The organism is uncultured Lactobacillus sp., from assembly GCF_945290125.1.
Taxonomy (GTDB): Bacteria; Bacillota; Bacilli; order Lactobacillales; family Lactobacillaceae; genus Lactobacillus; species Lactobacillus rizhaonensis.
Genome location: NZ_CALYQV010000038.1, coordinates 1 through 17,928 on the forward strand (window position 1 = coordinate 1; position 17,928 = coordinate 17,928).

At 36.8% G+C, this 17,928-nt stretch carries 17 protein-coding genes and 2 pseudogenes; 16 read left to right on the forward strand and 3 right to left on the reverse strand.

The window, feature by feature from the left end:
* The 3 genes and pseudogenes from Q0K80_RS07210 to Q0K80_RS07220 form a co-directional block, all read left to right on the forward strand.
* A pseudogene (locus Q0K80_RS07210) lies at positions 1-423 on the forward strand (site-specific integrase); the annotation flags it as partial.
* Between the two features lie 417 nt (positions 424-840).
* On the forward strand, positions 841-1,677 hold the full coding sequence (locus Q0K80_RS07215; RefSeq protein ID WP_294604832.1) for a hypothetical protein: 837 nt from the start codon (positions 841-843) through the stop codon (positions 1,675-1,677).
* Positions 1,678-1,904: 227 nt separating this feature from the next.
* Entirely contained in the window at positions 1,905-2,558 is a 654-nt protein-coding gene (locus tag Q0K80_RS07220; RefSeq protein WP_294604834.1) for an HD domain-containing protein, read from the forward strand.
* A gap of 57 nt (positions 2,559-2,615) precedes the next feature.
* On the opposite strand, the gene Q0K80_RS07225 is transcribed toward Q0K80_RS07220, so the two are convergent.
* Positions 2,616-3,149 carry a methylated-DNA--[protein]-cysteine S-methyltransferase gene (locus Q0K80_RS07225; RefSeq protein ID WP_294604836.1) on the reverse strand — a complete coding sequence of 178 codons (534 nt, stop codon included), beginning with the start codon at positions 3,147-3,149 and terminating at the stop codon, positions 2,616-2,618.
* Positions 3,150-3,430: 281 nt separating this feature from the next.
* On the opposite strand from Q0K80_RS07225, the gene Q0K80_RS07230 reads away from it, so the two are divergent.
* The 9 genes and pseudogenes from Q0K80_RS07230 (at position 3,431) to Q0K80_RS07270 (ending at position 12,718) form a co-directional block, all read left to right on the forward strand.
* Positions 3,431-4,522 (forward strand): BMP family protein, encoded by a 1,092-nt coding sequence (locus tag Q0K80_RS07230; protein WP_294604838.1) that lies wholly within the window; start codon positions 3,431-3,433, stop codon positions 4,520-4,522.
* 119 nt (positions 4,523-4,641) lie between these two features.
* Positions 4,642-5,712: a BMP family ABC transporter substrate-binding protein gene (locus Q0K80_RS07235; protein WP_294604842.1), complete on the forward strand. Its 1,071-nt coding sequence runs from the start codon at positions 4,642-4,644 to the stop codon at positions 5,710-5,712.
* 74 nt (positions 5,713-5,786) lie between these two features.
* The gene (locus Q0K80_RS07240) at positions 5,787-7,322 is read left to right on the forward strand and encodes an ABC transporter ATP-binding protein (RefSeq protein ID WP_294604845.1); all 1,536 of its coding nucleotides are present in this window, start codon (positions 5,787-5,789) and stop codon (positions 7,320-7,322) included.
* Positions 7,315-8,460, forward strand: coding sequence for an ABC transporter permease (locus tag Q0K80_RS07245; protein WP_294604848.1), 1,146 nt, complete (start codon positions 7,315-7,317; stop codon positions 8,458-8,460). The genes Q0K80_RS07240 and Q0K80_RS07245 overlap by 8 nt, the downstream gene beginning before the upstream one ends.
* Positions 8,460-9,416: an ABC transporter permease gene (locus Q0K80_RS07250; RefSeq protein ID WP_294604851.1), complete on the forward strand. Its 957-nt coding sequence runs from the start codon at positions 8,460-8,462 to the stop codon at positions 9,414-9,416. Before Q0K80_RS07245 ends, Q0K80_RS07250 begins: the two co-directional genes overlap by 1 nt.
* 8 nt (positions 9,417-9,424) lie before the next feature.
* Positions 9,425-10,370: pseudogene (locus tag Q0K80_RS07255) on the forward strand (nucleoside hydrolase).
* Between the two features lie 130 nt (positions 10,371-10,500).
* Positions 10,501-11,127, forward strand: a complete 627-nt coding sequence (locus tag Q0K80_RS07260) for a PTS transporter subunit EIIB (protein ID WP_294604854.1) — start codon at positions 10,501-10,503, stop codon at positions 11,125-11,127.
* A 20-nt stretch (positions 11,128-11,147) separates the two neighbouring features.
* Entirely contained in the window at positions 11,148-11,780 is a 633-nt protein-coding gene (locus tag Q0K80_RS07265; protein WP_294604857.1) for a hypothetical protein, read from the forward strand.
* On the forward strand, positions 11,780-12,718 hold the full coding sequence (locus tag Q0K80_RS07270) for a nucleoside hydrolase (RefSeq protein ID WP_294604860.1): 939 nt from the start codon (positions 11,780-11,782) through the stop codon (positions 12,716-12,718). The genes Q0K80_RS07265 and Q0K80_RS07270 overlap by 1 nt, the downstream gene beginning before the upstream one ends.
* Positions 12,719-12,814: 96 nt before the next feature.
* Here the strand turns inward: Q0K80_RS07270 and Q0K80_RS07275 are convergent, their stop codons facing one another.
* Both Q0K80_RS07275 and Q0K80_RS07280 read right to left on the reverse strand, forming a co-directional pair.
* Positions 12,815-14,131: a C1 family peptidase gene (locus Q0K80_RS07275; protein WP_294604863.1), complete on the reverse strand. Its 1,317-nt coding sequence runs from the start codon at positions 14,129-14,131 to the stop codon at positions 12,815-12,817.
* Between the two features lie 138 nt (positions 14,132-14,269).
* Positions 14,270-14,692: an Hsp20/alpha crystallin family protein gene (locus Q0K80_RS07280; RefSeq protein WP_046325466.1), complete on the reverse strand. Its 423-nt coding sequence runs from the start codon at positions 14,690-14,692 to the stop codon at positions 14,270-14,272.
* 207 nt (positions 14,693-14,899) lie between these two features.
* Here Q0K80_RS07280 and greA point away from each other — a divergent pair, with 207 nt between their 5' ends.
* The 4 genes from greA (at position 14,900) to Q0K80_RS07300 (ending at position 17,853) form a co-directional block, all read left to right on the forward strand.
* Entirely contained in the window at positions 14,900-15,361 is a 462-nt protein-coding gene (gene greA, locus Q0K80_RS07285; protein WP_294604867.1) for a transcription elongation factor GreA, read from the forward strand.
* A 78-nt stretch (positions 15,362-15,439) separates the two neighbouring features.
* Positions 15,440-16,753, forward strand: coding sequence for a Y-family DNA polymerase (locus Q0K80_RS07290; protein WP_294604870.1), 1,314 nt, complete (start codon positions 15,440-15,442; stop codon positions 16,751-16,753).
* Positions 16,746-17,102, forward strand: coding sequence for a hypothetical protein (locus tag Q0K80_RS07295; RefSeq protein ID WP_294604872.1), 357 nt, complete (start codon positions 16,746-16,748; stop codon positions 17,100-17,102). The genes Q0K80_RS07290 and Q0K80_RS07295 overlap by 8 nt, the downstream gene beginning before the upstream one ends.
* Before the next feature lie 88 nt (positions 17,103-17,190).
* Positions 17,191-17,853 (forward strand): type II CAAX endopeptidase family protein, encoded by a 663-nt coding sequence (locus Q0K80_RS07300; RefSeq protein WP_294604875.1) that lies wholly within the window; start codon positions 17,191-17,193, stop codon positions 17,851-17,853.
* Positions 17,854-17,928: the final 75 nt, after the last annotated feature.

A 17,928-nucleotide genomic window follows, 5' to 3' on the forward strand; every position in this document is an offset into this window, starting at 1 on the left:
CGTCCACAAGGCTATACTCGAACCTTATTGCCGATTCCCGCAAAAGTAATCGAACAAATAAAGGGGTACCATACTTTACAAGAAAATTTTTTAAAAGATCATGGTTTAACTAATCCTAAAAGATTAATTTTTCTTAATTTGCGAGATTATCGCCGAGCCAAAAAATGTGAACCTTTAACGCAGAGTGGACTGACTTATACATTTAAAGAAATTTGTCGCAAATTAGGAATTGATCCCAATGGTAAACGTATGAGCATCTATTCTTTCAGACATACGATCTGTGCCAAATTAGCTAACACACCTGGAATATCATATCCATGGGCGGCAGAAAAAATGGGGCATACAGTTTCAATGTTTATGAAAACTTACGTTGGTGTCGATCCTGATATTAATAGCAGAATGTCCGAAATTTGGACGGCTTAAGAGTGCACACAGAGCTGCACAATTAAATTTTTAAAATGGTTAAAAAGTATTGATAGCAAGGGATTAACAGCCACATACTCAGGAGCTGGGAAGTGGCTTAGAATTTTTAATATCAGTAATTTATCAAAATATTGCTGTGATAGGTTAAGGACTAGTTTGCATTAATAATGAGTTTACATCACCTTTAATTATGCTTTTTATTAATTTTTGAGGGAAATAAGTGCGCTTAAAGACTGATTGAATAGGTGTCGTAATCAGTTTTAGATGTAAATTTTACTGAAAAATTGATAATTAAAGATTATTATCTAATTTTTATATTGCTTAATTTTATTATTGATTATATAACTAATATTGTTGGGTAAGTAATCTACTATAGAAAGAACAAACAGTATCTTACAGAAAGGAAGTCAATTTGCTATGAAAAAAACTAAATTATTCAAAAAAATATTAATTGCGGGAGTATTGTTGTCCGCTGGCATCACTATACTAGCTTGCATAAACCCTCACACCGTTGCTGCTAAGTCACTACCGGTTGCAACAAGCAAGGACTATAACAAGCTTCAGAAGCTTTCTAAAAAGTCTGGTGCCCATTACATCAAAAAAAGGAAATGGTATGCCAGTTTTATTCCAGGCGATAACGTTGAAGCTTACCGTGATCTTAAATCACTAAAATTAATAGGAACTAAGTCTGATCCTGGAATTGATGACTGGGATGTCTTTATAGGTGCCGGAACAATCAACGGCACACGCTATTTTATTAGCAATATTAAGGAAAAAGATGGCAAAAGAAAATATATTATCCCGGCCGCTTATTGCCAGGTCCCATATGGTTACCAACTTAAAAAAGGGCACGCGGTAGTTCATGATTACAATGGCTCTTTAGCTAATGCGTATAATGGTTACAGTGAATCAGATCATAAATATGGTAAAACGCTAACTAATGAGAACGTTATATATAGTAATAAGAAAGACGCCACGTTTACTGTTTCTCTGAAGCAAGATGGTCAAACAAAAGGTAAACATAAGGGCTTTTGGATTGGGCGCACACCGATTAAGTTCAGAGTTGACGGTACTAATACCTATGAAAATTATTATCCACTATACAATTATGTGCCAAATGGTGAACTAATTGTGACTTATATTAAGACGGAAGATTTAAGTCAATTTAAACCAGCGACAGTAACTTATAATCACATTGGTACTATAACTAAAAATCATAAGTTCAAACCAGCCCATAAGAAATTAAACATTTAGCATTGATCTCTGGTAAGAATTTTAGGTCGAAAAAGTGATTTCTTAATATTCGTGACTAATATAAAATAGTTTGGTTAAACTTATCAAAAGAGATAGACTATTAAACAAGTAGTAAAAGCTATGAATTTGTAGTCTGTCTTTTTTTAGTAAAAAAGCGGTAAAATCGTCATTAAGTTGTATTTTGAGGTAATGCAGGCTTAATAGTTGGATGGGGAAAGGAAATTAATTTGGATTTAACTAAAGTAACAGAATTTGTTAAAGAGCAGCTGCAAGATGAAAAAACTGGTCATGATTTTTATCATGGCCAGCGGGTAGCGCATTTGGCCAGCAAAATGTATTTGCAGGATAATCCTGCTGCACATAAAGACAGCCGTATGGTTGCTATTATCGAAGCAGCTGGATATTTGCATGATACTATTGATGAAAAAATCTGCGCAGATCCTGATCAAGTTCTTGCCAATATTAAAGAATTATTGCCGAAAGCAGGCTTTACTGCTTTAGAAGTTAAAGATATTCTATTTACTATGCAGCACATGTCTTTTTCAGCCAATATCGAACACCATTATCAGTTGCCAGTTTCTGGAGAATACGTCCAAGATGCTGATCGAATAGAAAGCCTGGGTGCAATCGGTATTGCACGCGCTTTTACTTATGGTGGGGCCCATGGCAATGTTATATATGACCCAAGAATTAAACCACAAAGGCTTGTTAGTCATGATCAATATCGTGAACACACTGAAACAACAATCAATCATTTTTATGAAAAATTATTCCATTTGGCTGACTTAATGAATACAGTCGGAGGGAAAAAGGAAGCGCAAAAAAGAACTGAATTTATGCGTGACTATGTCAAAGAATTTATGTCTGAATGGAATGTTTAAGTTGCGTGGAGCTCCATGCAGCTTTTTATTTTGCTTTAAAACCGAATATTAAATGCTTTATCGCAAGTCTAATTGGCTGGACAATTTGATTTGGGGATTTTCCATTTTTAATAATGCCCTTTTGCGGTCGAGACCTCCAGCATAACCCGTTAAAGAGCCGTCACTGCTAATTACACGGTGGCAGGGAATGATTAAGCTAATAGGATTGTGTCCAACAGCATTGCCAATTGCACGAGCCTTATTTACTTTATTCTTTTGCCCTTTTTGCACTCGAGCGGATAATTCTTTATAAGTGACAAGTTCGCCGTAAGGCACCTTTTGCAGTTCCTTAAGTACTTTTTGCCTAAAGGCTGACACATCAGGTTTCACGGGGACGGTACATGGGTCTGGTTTTTGCTCAGCAAAATAAGCAGTCAGCCATTTTTGGGCCGATTTAATCGGGTTACTGGGAAATACTTTGACAAGACTCAAATCATAGCCGGCACCAAAATATTTTTGTCCGTTAAACCATAATCCTAAGAGGTGACTATCATCGCTTAAAAGCGTTAATGTTCCTAACTTCGTTTTAAAAAATGCCTTATATAATTTCATTAGATTACCTTTATCATCGAAGAACATTTTACCATATATTTTATTATACGTTAGTTTATGGATAAAGATTGCTTAATAGCGTCAGATTAACTCAATTTACACCTATACGAAAATTTTAACTTTTTTATTTGTGGTGTACAAATCATTATGAGTAAAGCTCAGTTTCGCTTTCATGAAAAAATAGGAATGCTATCAGATCAATACTTTATTTTGTAGTTGATTTTTGACAATACTACCAGATATGGTATGTTAAGTATTGTGATATTTACAGGAGGTACAATATGAAGTCAAAAATCAAAAAAATCTTTTCCATCAGTGTAATAGCGGTTGCTGCAGGGTTAGCGCTTACTGCTTGCTCAGGTAAAAAGCAAGGTGGCGCCAGCAATTCAAGTAGTAGTGCCAAACACTCAATTGCGCTAATCACTGATACTGCGGGTGTTAATGATAATTCGTTTAACCAGTCTGCTTGGCAAGGCTTTAAGGAATATGGTAAAGATCATCATCTTAATCGCGGCCGTAATGGTTACCAGTATTTTCAATCAGGCAGTGCAGCGGATTTTGAGCCTAATTTTGATCAAGCCAGCAAAGCAGGCTACCAGACTATTTTTGGTATAGGCTATAGCTTAAAAGATGCGGCCAAAGCAGCTGCCAAAAAGAATCCTAAAAAGAACTACGTTATTGTTGATGAAGTGATTAAGGGGCAGAAAAATGTAGCCTCTGCCAACTTCAAGAGTGAACAGGCTTCTTATTTGGCCGGTGTTGTTGCGGCAACAGAAACAAAGACGAATGTCATCGGCTTTATTGGCGGTGCCCATGGCAATATTATTGATTTATTTGATGCCGGTTTTACCAAGGGCGTTCATGACCAGGCTAAAAAATTGCATAAAAAGATTACACTTTTAAACCAATATGTTGGCGACTTTAAGAGTGCTGATAAAGAAAAGGCAATTGCCCAGTCAATGTATGCTAAAAAAGCCGATATCATTTTCCACGCTTCTGGTTTAGCTGGCAACGGCTTGTTCCAAGAGGCTAAGTCAATTAACCAGACAAGAACAGCTGCTAACAAAGTTTGGGCTATTGGAGTCGATTCGGACCAGTCTCATTTAGGTAACTACAAGACTAAAGATGGTAAAAAGGATAATTTTGTTTTGACTTCAGTTATTACCGGTGTAAATGTAGCTACACGTGATATTTCTAATCGCGCTTATCACGGGAAATTCCCTGGCGGTCAGCAACTGGTTTATGGTCTAAAAACTAACGGAGTTTCGATCAAACGTGGACAAATTAGTGCAAAAGCTTGGCAATATTCACGTCAAGCTCGTACAGAAATTATTAAGGGTAATATCAAAGTGCCAATTCATCCAAGTAAATAGTTCGTAATATACCAACATTTTTACCTATAATCTACCGCAAAAAAATATTTCTTGAATTAATGCGTATTTTATTATAATATTAATTATTAAAAGTTCGTATTTTGTGGAGGGTAAAATCAATGGGTAAGAAATTTACGAAATTTTTGTCGTTAGGATTTTTAATGGCATCATTTACTTTAGTTTTGAATGCTTGCTCGGGAAAAAAGCAGGGAACAAGCAGTCAGAACAAAAAAGACAGTATTGCTTTAATTACTGATAGCAATGGTATTAATGACCAGTCCTTTAACCAGGCTGCATGGGCCGGTTTTAAAGATTATGGTAAAGAACATCATTTCAAGCAAGGTAAAGGCTATCAGTATTTCCAATCTAGCAGTGCTACTGACTATACGCCTAACTTTAACCAGGCTGCTAAGTCTGGTTACCAAACAATATTTGGTATTGGTTATATGTTAAAAGACTCAGTTAAAGCTGCTGCTAAAAAGAATCCTAAGAAAAATTTTGTAATTGTTGACGATGTGATTACTGGTCAAAAAAATGTGGCTTCAGTAACTTTTAAGAGTAATGAATCATCATATTTAGGTGGTGTGGCTGCCGCTTATTCTACCAAGACCAACAAAGTTGGTTTTATCGGAGGAGCAAAGTCAGCTATCATTGATACTTTTGAAGCTGGTTTCAAGCAAGGCGTAAAAGACGCAGCTAAAGCTCAGCATAAAAAAATAAGTGTCAGTGTACAATATATCGGCAACTTTACTTCAAACGATAAAGCTAAATCAATTGCCCAGTCAATGTATGCCAATAAATGTGATATCGTGTTCCAAGCTGCAGGTTCAGCCGGTAGCGGAGTCTTCCAAGAAGCTAAAGCCCTAAATCAAACTAAACCTGAAAGTAACAAGGTTTGGGTAATTGGTGTAGATGTTGACCAGAAAAATCTAGGTAACTATAAAACTAAGGATGGTAAAAAAGCTAACTTTACTTTAACTTCAGTATTGAAGGGACTAAACGTTGCAACTAAATCCTTGGCTGACGATGCGGCTAAAGGAAAGTTCCCAGGAGGAAAGCATCTTGTCTACTCCTTAAAAGGCAATGGTGTTTCAATTACTAAAGGCAACCTTACATCAAAGGCATGGCTGGCAGTAGAAAAGGCCAAACAACAAATAGTTTCCGGAAAAATCACTGTAGCGCAAAATTAAAGTAAATTATTGATTAAAACTCTTTGTGTAAATTTATGCAAAGAGTTTTTTACGAAAAAGGAAATTTACATAAAATGGAAGATGTGACGAACGTAATAGAAATGCGCCATATTGTTAAGGATTTTGATGGCTTTAAAGCCAATAACGATATTAACCTGACTTTGAAAAAAGGTGAGATTCTAGCGTTATTAGGAGAAAACGGTGCTGGCAAATCAACTCTCATGAGCATTCTATCCGGATTGATTCAACCCACTTCAGGTTCAATCAAAGTTCGCGGACAAAAGGTTAATATAAAAAATCCGACTGTCGCCAAAGACTTAGGTATCGGTATGGTACACCAGCACTTTATGTTGATGGAATCCTTTACAGTTTTGGAAAATATTATTTTGGGTCATGAAACAACCAAGGGACCTAAACTAGATTTCAAAAAAGCTGAGAAGCAGATTATGGCCTTATCTGAGCGCTATAACTTAAATATTGACCCTCAGAAAAAAATCAGTGAGATTACCGTGGCGCAACAACAAAGAGTGGAAATTCTAAAAGTCTTGTATCGCGGGGCTGATATTATGATTTTTGATGAGCCCACTGCTGTTTTAACGCCGCAAGAAATTATGGAATTTATCCAAATTCTGCATGGACTGGCCAAAGAAGGTAAATCAATTATCTTAATTACGCACAAGCTGGAAGAAATTGAGAGAGCTGCTGATCGTGTCACCGTTATTCGTGCTGGTCAAAGTGTAGGAACTTTTGCCGTTGCTAACGTCGATAATAATCGTTTGGCGGAATTGATGGTTGGTCGTCATGTTAACATGACGCTTAACAAACCAGTGGTAAAAATTGGTAAAACGATGCTGCAAGTTGAAAATTTGCAGGTGAAAAATAAGCAAAATGTTGCCATAATTAAAGGAATGTCTTTCAATTTGCATGCTGGCGAAATTTTGGGTGTTGCCGGTATTGACGGTAATGGTCAAGATGAACTTGTCAGGGCTTTAACCGGGTTGCAACATGTTCATTCCGGCAAAATTATGATTGACGGTGAAGACATGACTAATCGCAAGGTACGGCAAATAACTGAAAAGGGTGTTTCGTATATACCTGCTGACCGGCAAAAATATGGCTTGATTTTACCTTTTTCAGTTTCAGACAATTTAGCTTTGCAAACTTACTATCAAGAGCCATTTTCACGTCACAACGTCATGCATTATGATGTCATTCACGAACATGCCAGAAAGTTGATCAAGCAATTTGATATTAGAACGACCAGTGAAAAGTTGCCTGTAAGTGATTTATCTGGCGGAAATCAGCAAAAAGTAATTATTGCACGTGAATTAAGTAGTAACAGTAATTTAGTTATTGCTTTTCAGCCAACTCGTGGTCTTGATGTTGGTGCGATTGAATATATTCATAATCAACTCTTAAATGAAAGAGCTCAAGGTAAAGCAATTTTGTTAATTTCCTACGAACTTGATGAAATTATGCAATTGTCTGATCGGATTATTGTCCTTCACAATGGTAGTATTTCAGGTGAAGTCAGACCGGAAAACACGAGTGATGAGGAATTAGGGTTGTTAATGACTGGCGTTAAGAAAGAAGGCAGCGCTCTTGCTTAAAGTAACACTAAAAACTAAGAAAATTTTAGTACCAATTATTTCAATTTTGGCAGGCTTTTTAGTTGGGGCAATCATTATGCTGGTCTGGAGTTACAACCCGTTTCAAGCATACGTTTCAATGTTTTCCAGTGCCTTAGGAAACATGAATGGTATAGGTGAAACTATTCGTGAAGCAACTCCACTTATTTTTACTGCTATTGGTTTTGCCATTGCTTCTACTGCCGGCTTTTTCAATATTGGTTTGCCCGGGCAGGCTCAGGCAGGCTGGTTGTCATCCATCTGGGTAGTCCTGGCTAATCCGAACATGCCTAAAGTATTTTTACTGCCACTGGCTGTAATTACCGGTATTATTGCCGGTGCGCTTGTTGCCGGTGTTGCCGGCTGGCTGCGTGCTCAATTTGGTACCAACGAAGTAATTACAACCATTATGATTAACTATATTGTGCTTTATTCCTGTCAATATTTGATGCAGCAGGTAATGTCAGCCAAATTACGTATTGATACTGATACTACTAAAACAATTACTGCTAACGGTAGTTTAAAGATTAATTGGCTTAGTTCAATGTTTGGTGATTCACGGATTAATGCGGGAATTTTTATTGCTTTAGTCGCCGTCTTTTTGTATTGGTATTTAATGCGGAAGACTACCACCGGCTTTGAAATTCGTTCGGTTGGTACTAATGCTGCAGCTAGTCGCTATGCCGGCATGTCTGCTAAAAAGAACATCATGTTATCAATGCTTCTGTCTGGCGGTTTTGCCGGTTTAGGTGGAGTTGTGCAGGGCCTTGGTACTTATCAAAACTACTTTACCCAAACGACTAGCTTGGATATTGGCTGGGATGGCTTGTCTGTTGCCCTTCTTGGTGGCGGAACAGCTGTTGGTATTTTGCTGGCTTCATTGCTATTTTCAATATTAAAAATCGGAGGATTAGGGATGCAGACCATTGCCGGTATTCCGTATGAGATCGTTTCGATAGTCATTGCCGCTATTATCTTCTTTGTTGCTATTCAATATGTTATTGGACTGCTATTTAAAACTAAAAAAGTTCAGGCAATTCAGAAAGTCACCAAAAGCGCTGACACGGATTCAGACAGTGCAGTGGCGGATTCTACTAAAACTCAAGGAGGACAAAATTAATGAATTTAGTTACGATTTTAGCGTTAATTGTATCATCAACTTTTGTCTATTCGGCTCCGTTGATTTTTACTGCTCTAGGTGGTGTTTATAGTGAAAATTCAGGTATTACCAATATTGGCCTGGAAGGAATAATGACTATCGGTGCCTTTTCAGCCATTGTGTTTAACCTGACTTTTGCTTCTGCTTTTGGTAAAGCAACGCCCTGGCTTGGTCTTATTGTTGGGGGAATTGTGGGCCTGCTCTTTTCATTACTGCATGCTGTTGCCACTATTAATTTTCATGCTGACCATATTATCAGTGGGACTGTACTTAACCTTATGGCACCGCCTCTAGGAGTATTTTTGGTTAAAGCTATTTATGATAAAGGGCAAACTGAAAACATTACTCAAAGCTTTGGTTATTTTAGTTTTCCCGGCTTAGCTGATATCCCTGTAATAGGGCCTATTTTCTTTCAAAATACATCGGCACCAGCGTGGCTGGCAATAGTGTTGTCAGTAGTATTGTGGTGGATTTTGTATAAAACCCGCTTTGGCCTGCGCTTGCGCTCATGTGGTGAAAATCCCCAAGCTGCTGATACTCTGGGGATTAATGTTTATGGCATGCGTTATGCTGGAGTATTAATATCAGGCTTTTTAGGTGGAGTTGGCGGTGCAGTTTTTGCAGAGGCAATTTCTGGCAACTTTTCAGTTTCTACTATTGTGGGGCAAGGCTTTATAGCTTTAGCGGCCATGATTTTTGGTAAATGGAATCCATTAGGTGCAATGATGGCTTCGCTTTTCTTTGGTTTTGCTCAAAGTATTAGTATCATCGGCAATCAATTACCGTTCTTTAGCCACATACCTGTTGTTTACATGCAGATTGCTCCTTATGTAATTACAATCATAGTTTTAGTTCTGTTCTTTGGAAAATCGGTTGCTCCAGCAGCTGATGGCCAAAATTATATTAAGTCAAAATAGGGAGAATGATGAAAACAATTTATTTTAACCATGATGGTAATATTGATGATTTGGTAGCTTGTTTACTGTTTTTGCAAGCGCCGGATATTAAGTTGATTGGTGTCAGTGCAATTGATGCGGATGGCTATGTTGATCCGGGTTGATCCGGCTGTTGAAGTGTGTCGTAAACTGACATACCGCTTTAACTTGCGCGGTGATCAATTGGAAATTGCCAAATCAAATTCTCGCGCCGTTAATCAGTTTCCGGAAGATTGGCGTAAAGCGGCATATTCTTTCAATTATCTGCCTTTATTGAATCGTTCCGGCAAAGTAATTACTAAGATGGCAGAAAAACCGGCTCATTTAGATATGGTTGAGAAAATTATGGCGTCAGAGCAGCCTGTAACTTTAGTTATGACAGGTCCTTTAACGGATTTAGCGCGTGCATTAGAAACTAATCCCCAAATTGCGGATAACATTGAAAAGCTGTATTGGATGGGTGGTTCCCTTGATGGTCATGGTAATGTTGTTCAGGTTAATGCTGACGGTACTCAAGAATGGAATGCTTTCTGGGATCCTTTTGCGCTTGCAACTGTCTTAAAATCAAATATTCCTATGCAAATTATTGGTCTTGAAAGCAGTGAAGAATTACCTTTAACAGATGAGTTAAGAATGCACTGGGCCAGTTTAAGTGAACATCCAGCTATGGATTTAGTTGCACAAGGATATTGTCTTTTAGTTAACCCGCCAATACCAACTTCGCAACTATACTTCTGGGACGTTTTAACTGTCATTAGTGCCCTATATCCCGAAGTTGTTTTAACGACTAAAAAACACAAGGTAAGAGTAATTACCCAAGGTTTGGCAGCAGGCCGTTTGGAAGATGATCCTGCTGGTCGTGAAATAACTCTAGTAACTAAAGCAGATAAAAATCTATTCTTTAAAAAGTTTGATGAATTATTATTGCGTAGTTAAGTAATACTTATAAAGAGAAAACCCTCGATTTGAAGTGCAACTAAAAAGTTAGACATTAATCTGACTATTAGGAGCACTTCATTCCAATTCGGGGGTTTTCTTGTAATTAAAATATTTATAGTGAAAGATTATGAATAGTAAAAAATTAATTGCAGATTTAGGTGGAAAAGATAATATTGAATCAATTTCACACTGTATGACTAGGATTCGTATTAAAGTCAAAAATCCGCAATCTGTCAATAGAAGGCAAATTGCAGGTGAAAGAAATGTAATTAAGGAACAGTTTATTGGTCATGAATACCAGATTATAGTGAGCAATAATGTAGAAAAAGAATTTGCCAGTTTGCAAAAGCAAATGCATTCAGGTAGGAATGATTTTACAGCTATTGAGTGGAAAACCATACCAAGTCAAATTTTAGTTCCCATACTATCTTTATATACAACCGCAGCTATTTTTCAAGGTGTTTTAGTATTAATTAAATTATGCAATTTAGTTACTGCTAATAGTTATGGCTTTTTATTAAATTTAATACGACTTCCCGTGTTTTGCTTACCAATAATTATTGGTTATAGCACTGCTAAAAGCGTCAAATTGAAACCAATTGCTGGAATAGGCTTTGGCATAGAATTAATGGCAGTACATCATTATTTCAAAGTTTTTCCCAATTACGTCGGTTCTTTAATTCTTGTGATTTTAGTATGCCTGACAAGCAAAATGATTTTTGTATTTTTGGATAAAAAATTAGGGGTAGCATAGGTACTACTTATAATTTTACATTGGGCTTTATCATTGCCAGTGTAATAGGAATTTTATTATTAGCACCAATTGGCTTATTTTTAGGCAAATTATTTTCTGACACTATCAAGTTAATTATGTTAAAAGTGCCTGTCATTGCAGCAATCGTAAGTTCTATACTATATTTGTTTTTAGTTATCAAGGGTCAGCATTGGTGGTTAACGCTACTTGCCCTGAACAACTTAGGAGCCTTAGGCTATTCTTGGCTTTTTGCTTTTACTTCAACTGCACAGTTTGGCCAATTGGGCGCAGTTTTTGGAATTGCGGCCATTATAGCCATGAACCCAGAAGTTATGGTTTTTGATGAACCAACCGCAGGGCAGGATCATAACTCAATCGTACTTTTAAATAAAATCATCCAAAAACTAACAAGCATGCATAAACTAGTAATTACAATTACACACGACATGAGTTTTGTAGTTAATAATTTTAAACGCGGGATAGTTTTTGCTCAGGCTCATAAGCAAAAAGAAGGTTCTCCTGCAGAAATTTTTAGTGATGAGCCTCTTTTACGTAAAAGTAAATTAGAACCACCAATAATTGGTCAGCTGGCCAAAAAACTAGGGTTTGACAATGTTTTAACAGTTACAGATTTACTAAGAGTGGTAAATTAATGGATATTTTATATGACTGCGATCCTGGTCAAGATGACGCGATGGCTTTATTAACTGCTTTAGGTAATCCTGATAAGGTAAAAGTTTTATGTGTTTCCACAGTTGGTGGCAACCAGAATATTGATTTGGTAACGCAAAATGCGGGCCATTTACTTGCCTTTTGTAAACAACATATTCCATTAGTTCAAGGACAAGCAGGTCCTTTGCTTAATCAATTACACGTGCAAGCAGAGGCTCACGGCGACACTGGTATGGATGGCTCAGAAAGTTTAAATAAATATGATTATCCGGTTAAAAAAGGCAATGCAATTTGCTTTATGGCAAATATGTTGAAAAAGCAATCTCAAAAGGTAACTATTGTTGCTACGGGACCGCTCACAAATATCGCGTTATTACTTAAAACTTTTCCCGAAATTATACCTAAAATAGCTAAAATAGTTATTATGGGCGGGGGTATAGATCACGGCAACGTTACTGACTTAGCTGAGTTCAATATTTGGACAGACTCTGAAGCGGCACAAATTGTCTTCAGTTCACCTTTGAAAGTGGTCATGGCGGGTTTAGATGTAACTGAAAAAACTACTATTACTAAAAAGCAAATAGCAAGTCTTCAATTTGGTGGTCCGGCATCTAAATTGGCGGGTAACCTGTTACATTTTTATCAAAAGTCAGGTGAACAATTTGGTTTTACGGCTGCACCTATACACGACCTAGTTGCAATGGAGTATGCAATTTGGCCAGAATTTTTTGAGACCGTTCCAGCTAACATTAAAGTTAATACTAATCACGGAGATGCATATGGGCAAACGTGTATTGCTAAGGGAAATGATGAGAATAAAGCAGCTAATAATGTACTAATTAAAAAAATGACAAAAGATCTATTTTTTGCTCTTTTACAAAAAAGTCTGCAGTTTTTGGACAGAAAATTAGTTAGCTGATAAATAAACCAGTCAATTTTACTAATAATTGTTTTTAGATAGACAAAAAGACGAAATTCTACTGTGAATTTCGTCTTTTTTATTAGCTATAATGCTCTAAGCGAGTGAATCCCAAGCTGGCAAATCAGTAATTGGTCCTTCTGCTATAGCTACTTGCTCTGGTGTCAAGTATTTCTTGTGGACAACAACTTCGTAAACGTAATCTTTGAACCAGTCGTTGTTCATAACGAAGAATCCTTTGTCACCGTTCTTTTCGCCCCAGGAGTTTTCAACCTTCCATTGGCGAACATGTCCGCCATCTTCATCAACACCAACTAAAGTCATGGCGTGAGTTGAAGCACCAGCACCAGTGCGCAAGCGATCAGCTTTGGACATCTTAAGATCTACGCCAAAGAGGTCACTTAGTTGGTACAAATCACTGTCAAGATAGCCCTTCTTACGGTCGCTTTGTTCACCAACATCATTCCCAAACCAAACTGCTTCGCCATCTTTTAACTGATTAACAGCTGCAGTTTCCAAGTATTCCATTGGCACGTTTAAGAATTTGATGCGGTATGAACCCTCAACGTTATCTTCAAAAGGCAAGCCGTATAATTTATCATATTCATGGTCCGGAGCGTTAGACAGTACGACATAGTCATTGAAGTCAACGTCACCCATGTATTTATGCAAAAATTCCAGTGGAGTTAAATCTTTATCCAGGTGATATTTCTTATCGTCATCACGATATTCCAAATCAAATTTCTTAGGTGGTTCGCCGACTGCGATTGCAGTCATTTGATAAACTTCACTTAAGAAGTGCTTACGGGCTTTTTCAATCTCATCGTCTTTACCGGCTTGCTTTAATTTACGCAAGACCAAAGCATCTTTCTTCAGCTTATCACCCAAAGCTTTAGCAAAGCCGTTAGTATTATTGGTATTAAAACTTTCAGGCATTGCATAAGAAGGAACGACACCGTATTTTTCAATTAAAGCGGCGCCCATGTGAAATTGACCACCATCTTCACCCGCACCCTCTAGGTGAGCTTTTACAGTACGTGAATCAAGTGGTTCGTCTGCAGTATCTAAGATATTATCATAAAAAATATTTGCCCGTTCAATTTTATCCCAGAAGAAATTGTAGCTTTGTGAGAAAGTGAAATTCTTGCAGTGATATTTTTTACCAAAATTGTGGCGTAAGATGTTTAAAGTAGCAAATTCCCAGCAACGACCTGATTGGCGTTGATTAGTAACATTTTCTGTGTCAAGTTCAGTTGAAAATACACGGGTCAATTCACCTTGAACGCGCTCATTGTAAGCAGCTGTTAAAACACCACTTTTTTGAGCTGCTCGGGCAACAACTTGATTTTGTGGTTTTTCATTAAAGTTTGCGGCAAATTCTTCCAACTCTTGGACAGTTAATTTATGAGCCATAAAATAAATTCTCCTTTTTTAATCTATTTTTAAATTACTATATATTTTAAGCTAAAATAAAAGCGAGTTCAATAGCTGAACTCGCTTTAGAGAATTGTATTGGCAATTTATTTATAATTTATGCAATATGGTAATAAGTTAGTCAATCTGAATTGAGTTATCATTTGCACCAGCTTGTTGCTTTGGCAAGGTAATAGTTAATACACCATTATCATACTTTGCGTGAATATCACTTGCAACTACATTTGGTAATCTGAAGCTGCGTGAAATGTGACCTTCACTTCTTTCACGGTGAATAATACTGTTGTCCTTAGACATATCCTTAAATGATTTTCTTGAGCCGGATACGCTCAAAATACCATTATTGTAATTTAGGTGAATTTTATCCTTGTCCATTCCGGGCATATCAACTTTGATTACATATTCTTTGTCGTTTTCAACAACATCTGATTGCATTAATTTTGCTACTTCGTTATCGTCAAAAAATTTTCTCGGAAGATCAAACCAATCGTTCATCGCATCAAATAAGTCATTGTGCCGATTCATCATATCATTTGCCATAGTAAAAAACTTCCTTTCGAAATTTATATATTGTATCAGAAGACTTTCATTTCTTCCTTACAATTATTATTATAGTATGCAGATTCATAAAAAGGAAATAATTAGCACTATTATTTTTAGAGTGCTAAAAATTATAATTTATAGCTTTAAATTAGTATTTATAGCTTGTGGATAATATTTTTAACAAAATAATTAGGAGAGAATATTTTGGTTTACTATCAAAAAATGACGCCTCAAGGGTACCAAAAAATTAAAGATGAAATAGTCAGTTTAAAAAAGGATAGGCCCAGAAGAATTAAAATTTTACAGGAAGCCCGCTCTTTAGGCGATTTGTCGGAAAATACCGAATATACGGAGGCAAAGCGTGATTTAGGCCACCTTCAAAGTCGTCTGCGTTATCTGGAAAAGCAGTTGAAATATGCCGAAATTATTGAGAAGAAGGATGACGGCAAAGTAGATTTAGGCAAGACTGTCACATTAAAATTTGCTGACGATCCAGAAACTGAAACATACCAGGTTGTCGGCCGTATGGAAGCTGATATTGGAGCAGGAAAAGTTGCGTTTGACTCACCACTGGGCCAAGCAATTATGAAAAAAGAAGTTGGTCAAACTGTAAGTGTTGTAGCACCTGCTGGGGAGTATCAGGTTACTATTGCGGCAATCAAATAAATTTTTGCTTGATTATTCGAACTTGTGTTTGTATAATTTATTTTAGCGAACATAAGTTTGCAATAGGAAGTGAAAGCAATGTATGATTACCGTTATGAACCACACCGATTAATTTTTATGATTGATAACAAATCATTCTTTGCTAGTTGTGAGGCACTTCAATTAGGTCTAAACCCAATGAAAGCTGTGTTAGCAGTTGTTTCGCATCAGCCACATACAAATTACGGCTCGGGGCTAATTATGGCAGCCTCACCATTAGCGAAGAAGAAATATGGGTTGACTAACGTCATGCGGGTACGTGATTTACCCACGAAAAAAGAAGCACCAGATTTGATTTTGGTAGAACCCCATATGAATTTATATATCAAACGCAGCATGCAGGTATTGGAAATTTTTCAAAAGTATGCTGCTGATGAGGATATCTATATCTATTCTATTGATGAGAGCATGATTGATATGACTAAGTCATGGCGTTTGTTTGGCGATGATCCGTATCTGGTAGCACGCAAAATTCAAATAGAAATTAAATCAAAAATTGGACTTTATACTACTTGCGGAATAGGAGAGAATCCACTGCTAGCTAAACTAGCCATGGACATTTCTGCTAAACACCGGTGTTCAATGATTGATTATTGGCATTATATTGATGTACCTGATACTATTTGGCAAATTAAAGACATGGAAGATGTTTGGGGAATTGGCAAAAGAATAGCTGCCCGTTTGAGCCGGTTACACATTAATAATATGTATGAATTGGCTCATACTGATCCAGCAATCCTAAAAAAAGAATTTGGCGTGATTGGTGAACAGTTATTTGCAATCAGCTGGGGAGTGGATCGCAGCATTATCAGTGAAGAATATTTTCCCATAATGAAAAATTACGGGAATTCACAGATTTTAAACCGTGACTACACAGATCAGCGGGAGATTGAGATAGTCTTACGTGAAATTGGTGAGCAGGTAGGTGCCAGAATACGTGCGCACCGATTGCAAGCCGGCTGTATTAGTTTATTTGTCGGCTTTTCTAGGTACGAGCAAGACGGCAAGCGCAAGGGCTTTAATGTGCAGCAAAAAATTTGTCCTACCAATGATAATGACTTGTTAGTGCAAGAAATACTGGCACTTTTTCGCAAAAATTGGCATGGAGAAACTGTACGTGCTTTAGGGGTTAACTGCAGTCGCTTGGAGCCGGATACCTGCCAGCAATTAACCTTCTTTGTTCCAGCTTCTGAACAGATAAAAAAACGGACCATAAACATAACTATTGATAGAATCAGAAAGAAGTATGGCTTTACCAGTTTAGTCAAAGCATCTAGTTTGGCTAAAGGTGCAACAGCAATCAGGCGTAGCAGTTTAGTTGGTGGGCATAATGGCGGAAATGCATATGAATGATTTTGATAAAATTGTCACAGACTTTTTTAAAAACTATCAAGATCGCAAAATGAAAAAGTGGCAAGGCTTCTTTTTAAGCGATCATACAATGGCAATTAATAAAGATAAGCAAAGGCGCAGCGTGAAGCATTCGGCAAAAGAAACTATGAGTATAGAAGAAATTAGCTTACAATTACTTAAAGCATATGGTAATCACCGCATGGTTCATTTACAGGCTAAGGTCATGAACAGTAATGATCAGTTGCCTGCAGATATTGTCGGTTTTGTCAGTGGTTATAGTGAAGAAGGTATTATTGTTGATGGCCAAAAAATTGCGCTAGAAGATATCAACAATATCAGTGTCGATTGAGAAAAGTTTTCTTGATATTTTATATAGGTTGCTTTTTTTGCTATAATATGGAACTTGTAAGGTACATAATAGTATAGAGGTAATTTTTGTGAATACACCAGCATCGAGGCAAGGCAACATCATACGCTATTTTGTTTATTTTATTAGTTATTTGATGGTTGTCGGCGTGATTAAGCTAGTTACTGCTAATTCACCGATTCATATTTGGGATTTAATCTTATTTGCAACTATCTCGTTGATGGTTTCATTGTTTTTTGTTTATCGTTTTAATAGGGAACAGCGCTTTTTTGATCGTAGCTTTGGGGGTTCCTGGCTGAGTAATTTTGGCTTAATAATTGGTTTGACTGCTGTGGTAACGGTATTACGTATTAGTGTTTCCTGGCTCCAATCCTATGGTAGATTAAAATTATATAATTTCCAAATTGCTTATTTGCACCATGAGGCAAGTTTGACTTACTGGTTTTTACTAGCTGCAATAGGGATAGTTTTGCCAATCCTGCAAGAATTTTTAATTACTGGGTTTTTATTTAATTATGCATTTAGAAGTAACACTGTCTTAACAGCAATTCTAGGAATACTAACTTCTGGTATCTTGTTCGGCTTACTTAATTGGCAAAGTTCACTGCCACTATTAGTAATTAATATTGTACTCGGTGGACTTTTTGCCTGGTCTTACCTTTATACTCAAACTTTATGGATGCCAATTTATTTAGCGGTGCTAAACGGCATTATCTTAATAATTATGACTTAAAACAAATATAAATAAGAGTTAGGAGAATTTCCTAACTCTTATTTGTTACTTGTAATATTTATTAAAAGCTACTCT

Excerpts from the sequence above, each read along its gene's own strand:
- Q0K80_RS07275 (WP_294604863.1), bottom strand. The coding sequence starts at position 14,131 with ATGGCTCATAAATTAACTGTCCAAGAGTTGGAAGAATTTGCCGCAAAC.
- Q0K80_RS07270 (WP_294604860.1), top strand. The coding sequence starts at position 11,780 with ATGGATATTTTATATGACTGCGATCCTGGTCAAGATGACGCGATGGCT.
- Q0K80_RS07290 (WP_294604870.1), top strand. The coding sequence starts at position 15,440 with ATGTATGATTACCGTTATGAACCACACCGATTAATTTTTATGATTGAT.
- Q0K80_RS07230 (WP_294604838.1), top strand. The coding sequence starts at position 3,431 with ATGAAGTCAAAAATCAAAAAAATCTTTTCCATCAGTGTAATAGCGGTT.
- Q0K80_RS07215 (WP_294604832.1), top strand. The coding sequence starts at position 841 with ATGAAAAAAACTAAATTATTCAAAAAAATATTAATTGCGGGAGTATTG.
- Q0K80_RS07225 (WP_294604836.1), bottom strand. The coding sequence starts at position 3,149 with ATGAAATTATATAAGGCATTTTTTAAAACGAAGTTAGGAACATTAACG.
- Q0K80_RS07240 (WP_294604845.1), top strand. The coding sequence starts at position 5,787 with ATGGAAGATGTGACGAACGTAATAGAAATGCGCCATATTGTTAAGGAT.
- Q0K80_RS07260 (WP_294604854.1), top strand. The coding sequence starts at position 10,501 with ATGAATAGTAAAAAATTAATTGCAGATTTAGGTGGAAAAGATAATATT.
- Q0K80_RS07250 (WP_294604851.1), top strand. The coding sequence starts at position 8,460 with ATGAATTTAGTTACGATTTTAGCGTTAATTGTATCATCAACTTTTGTC.
- Q0K80_RS07295 (WP_294604872.1), top strand. The coding sequence starts at position 16,746 with ATGAATGATTTTGATAAAATTGTCACAGACTTTTTTAAAAACTATCAA.
- Q0K80_RS07280 (WP_046325466.1), bottom strand. The coding sequence starts at position 14,692 with ATGGCAAATGATATGATGAATCGGCACAATGACTTATTTGATGCGATG.
- Q0K80_RS07235 (WP_294604842.1), top strand. The coding sequence starts at position 4,642 with ATGGGTAAGAAATTTACGAAATTTTTGTCGTTAGGATTTTTAATGGCA.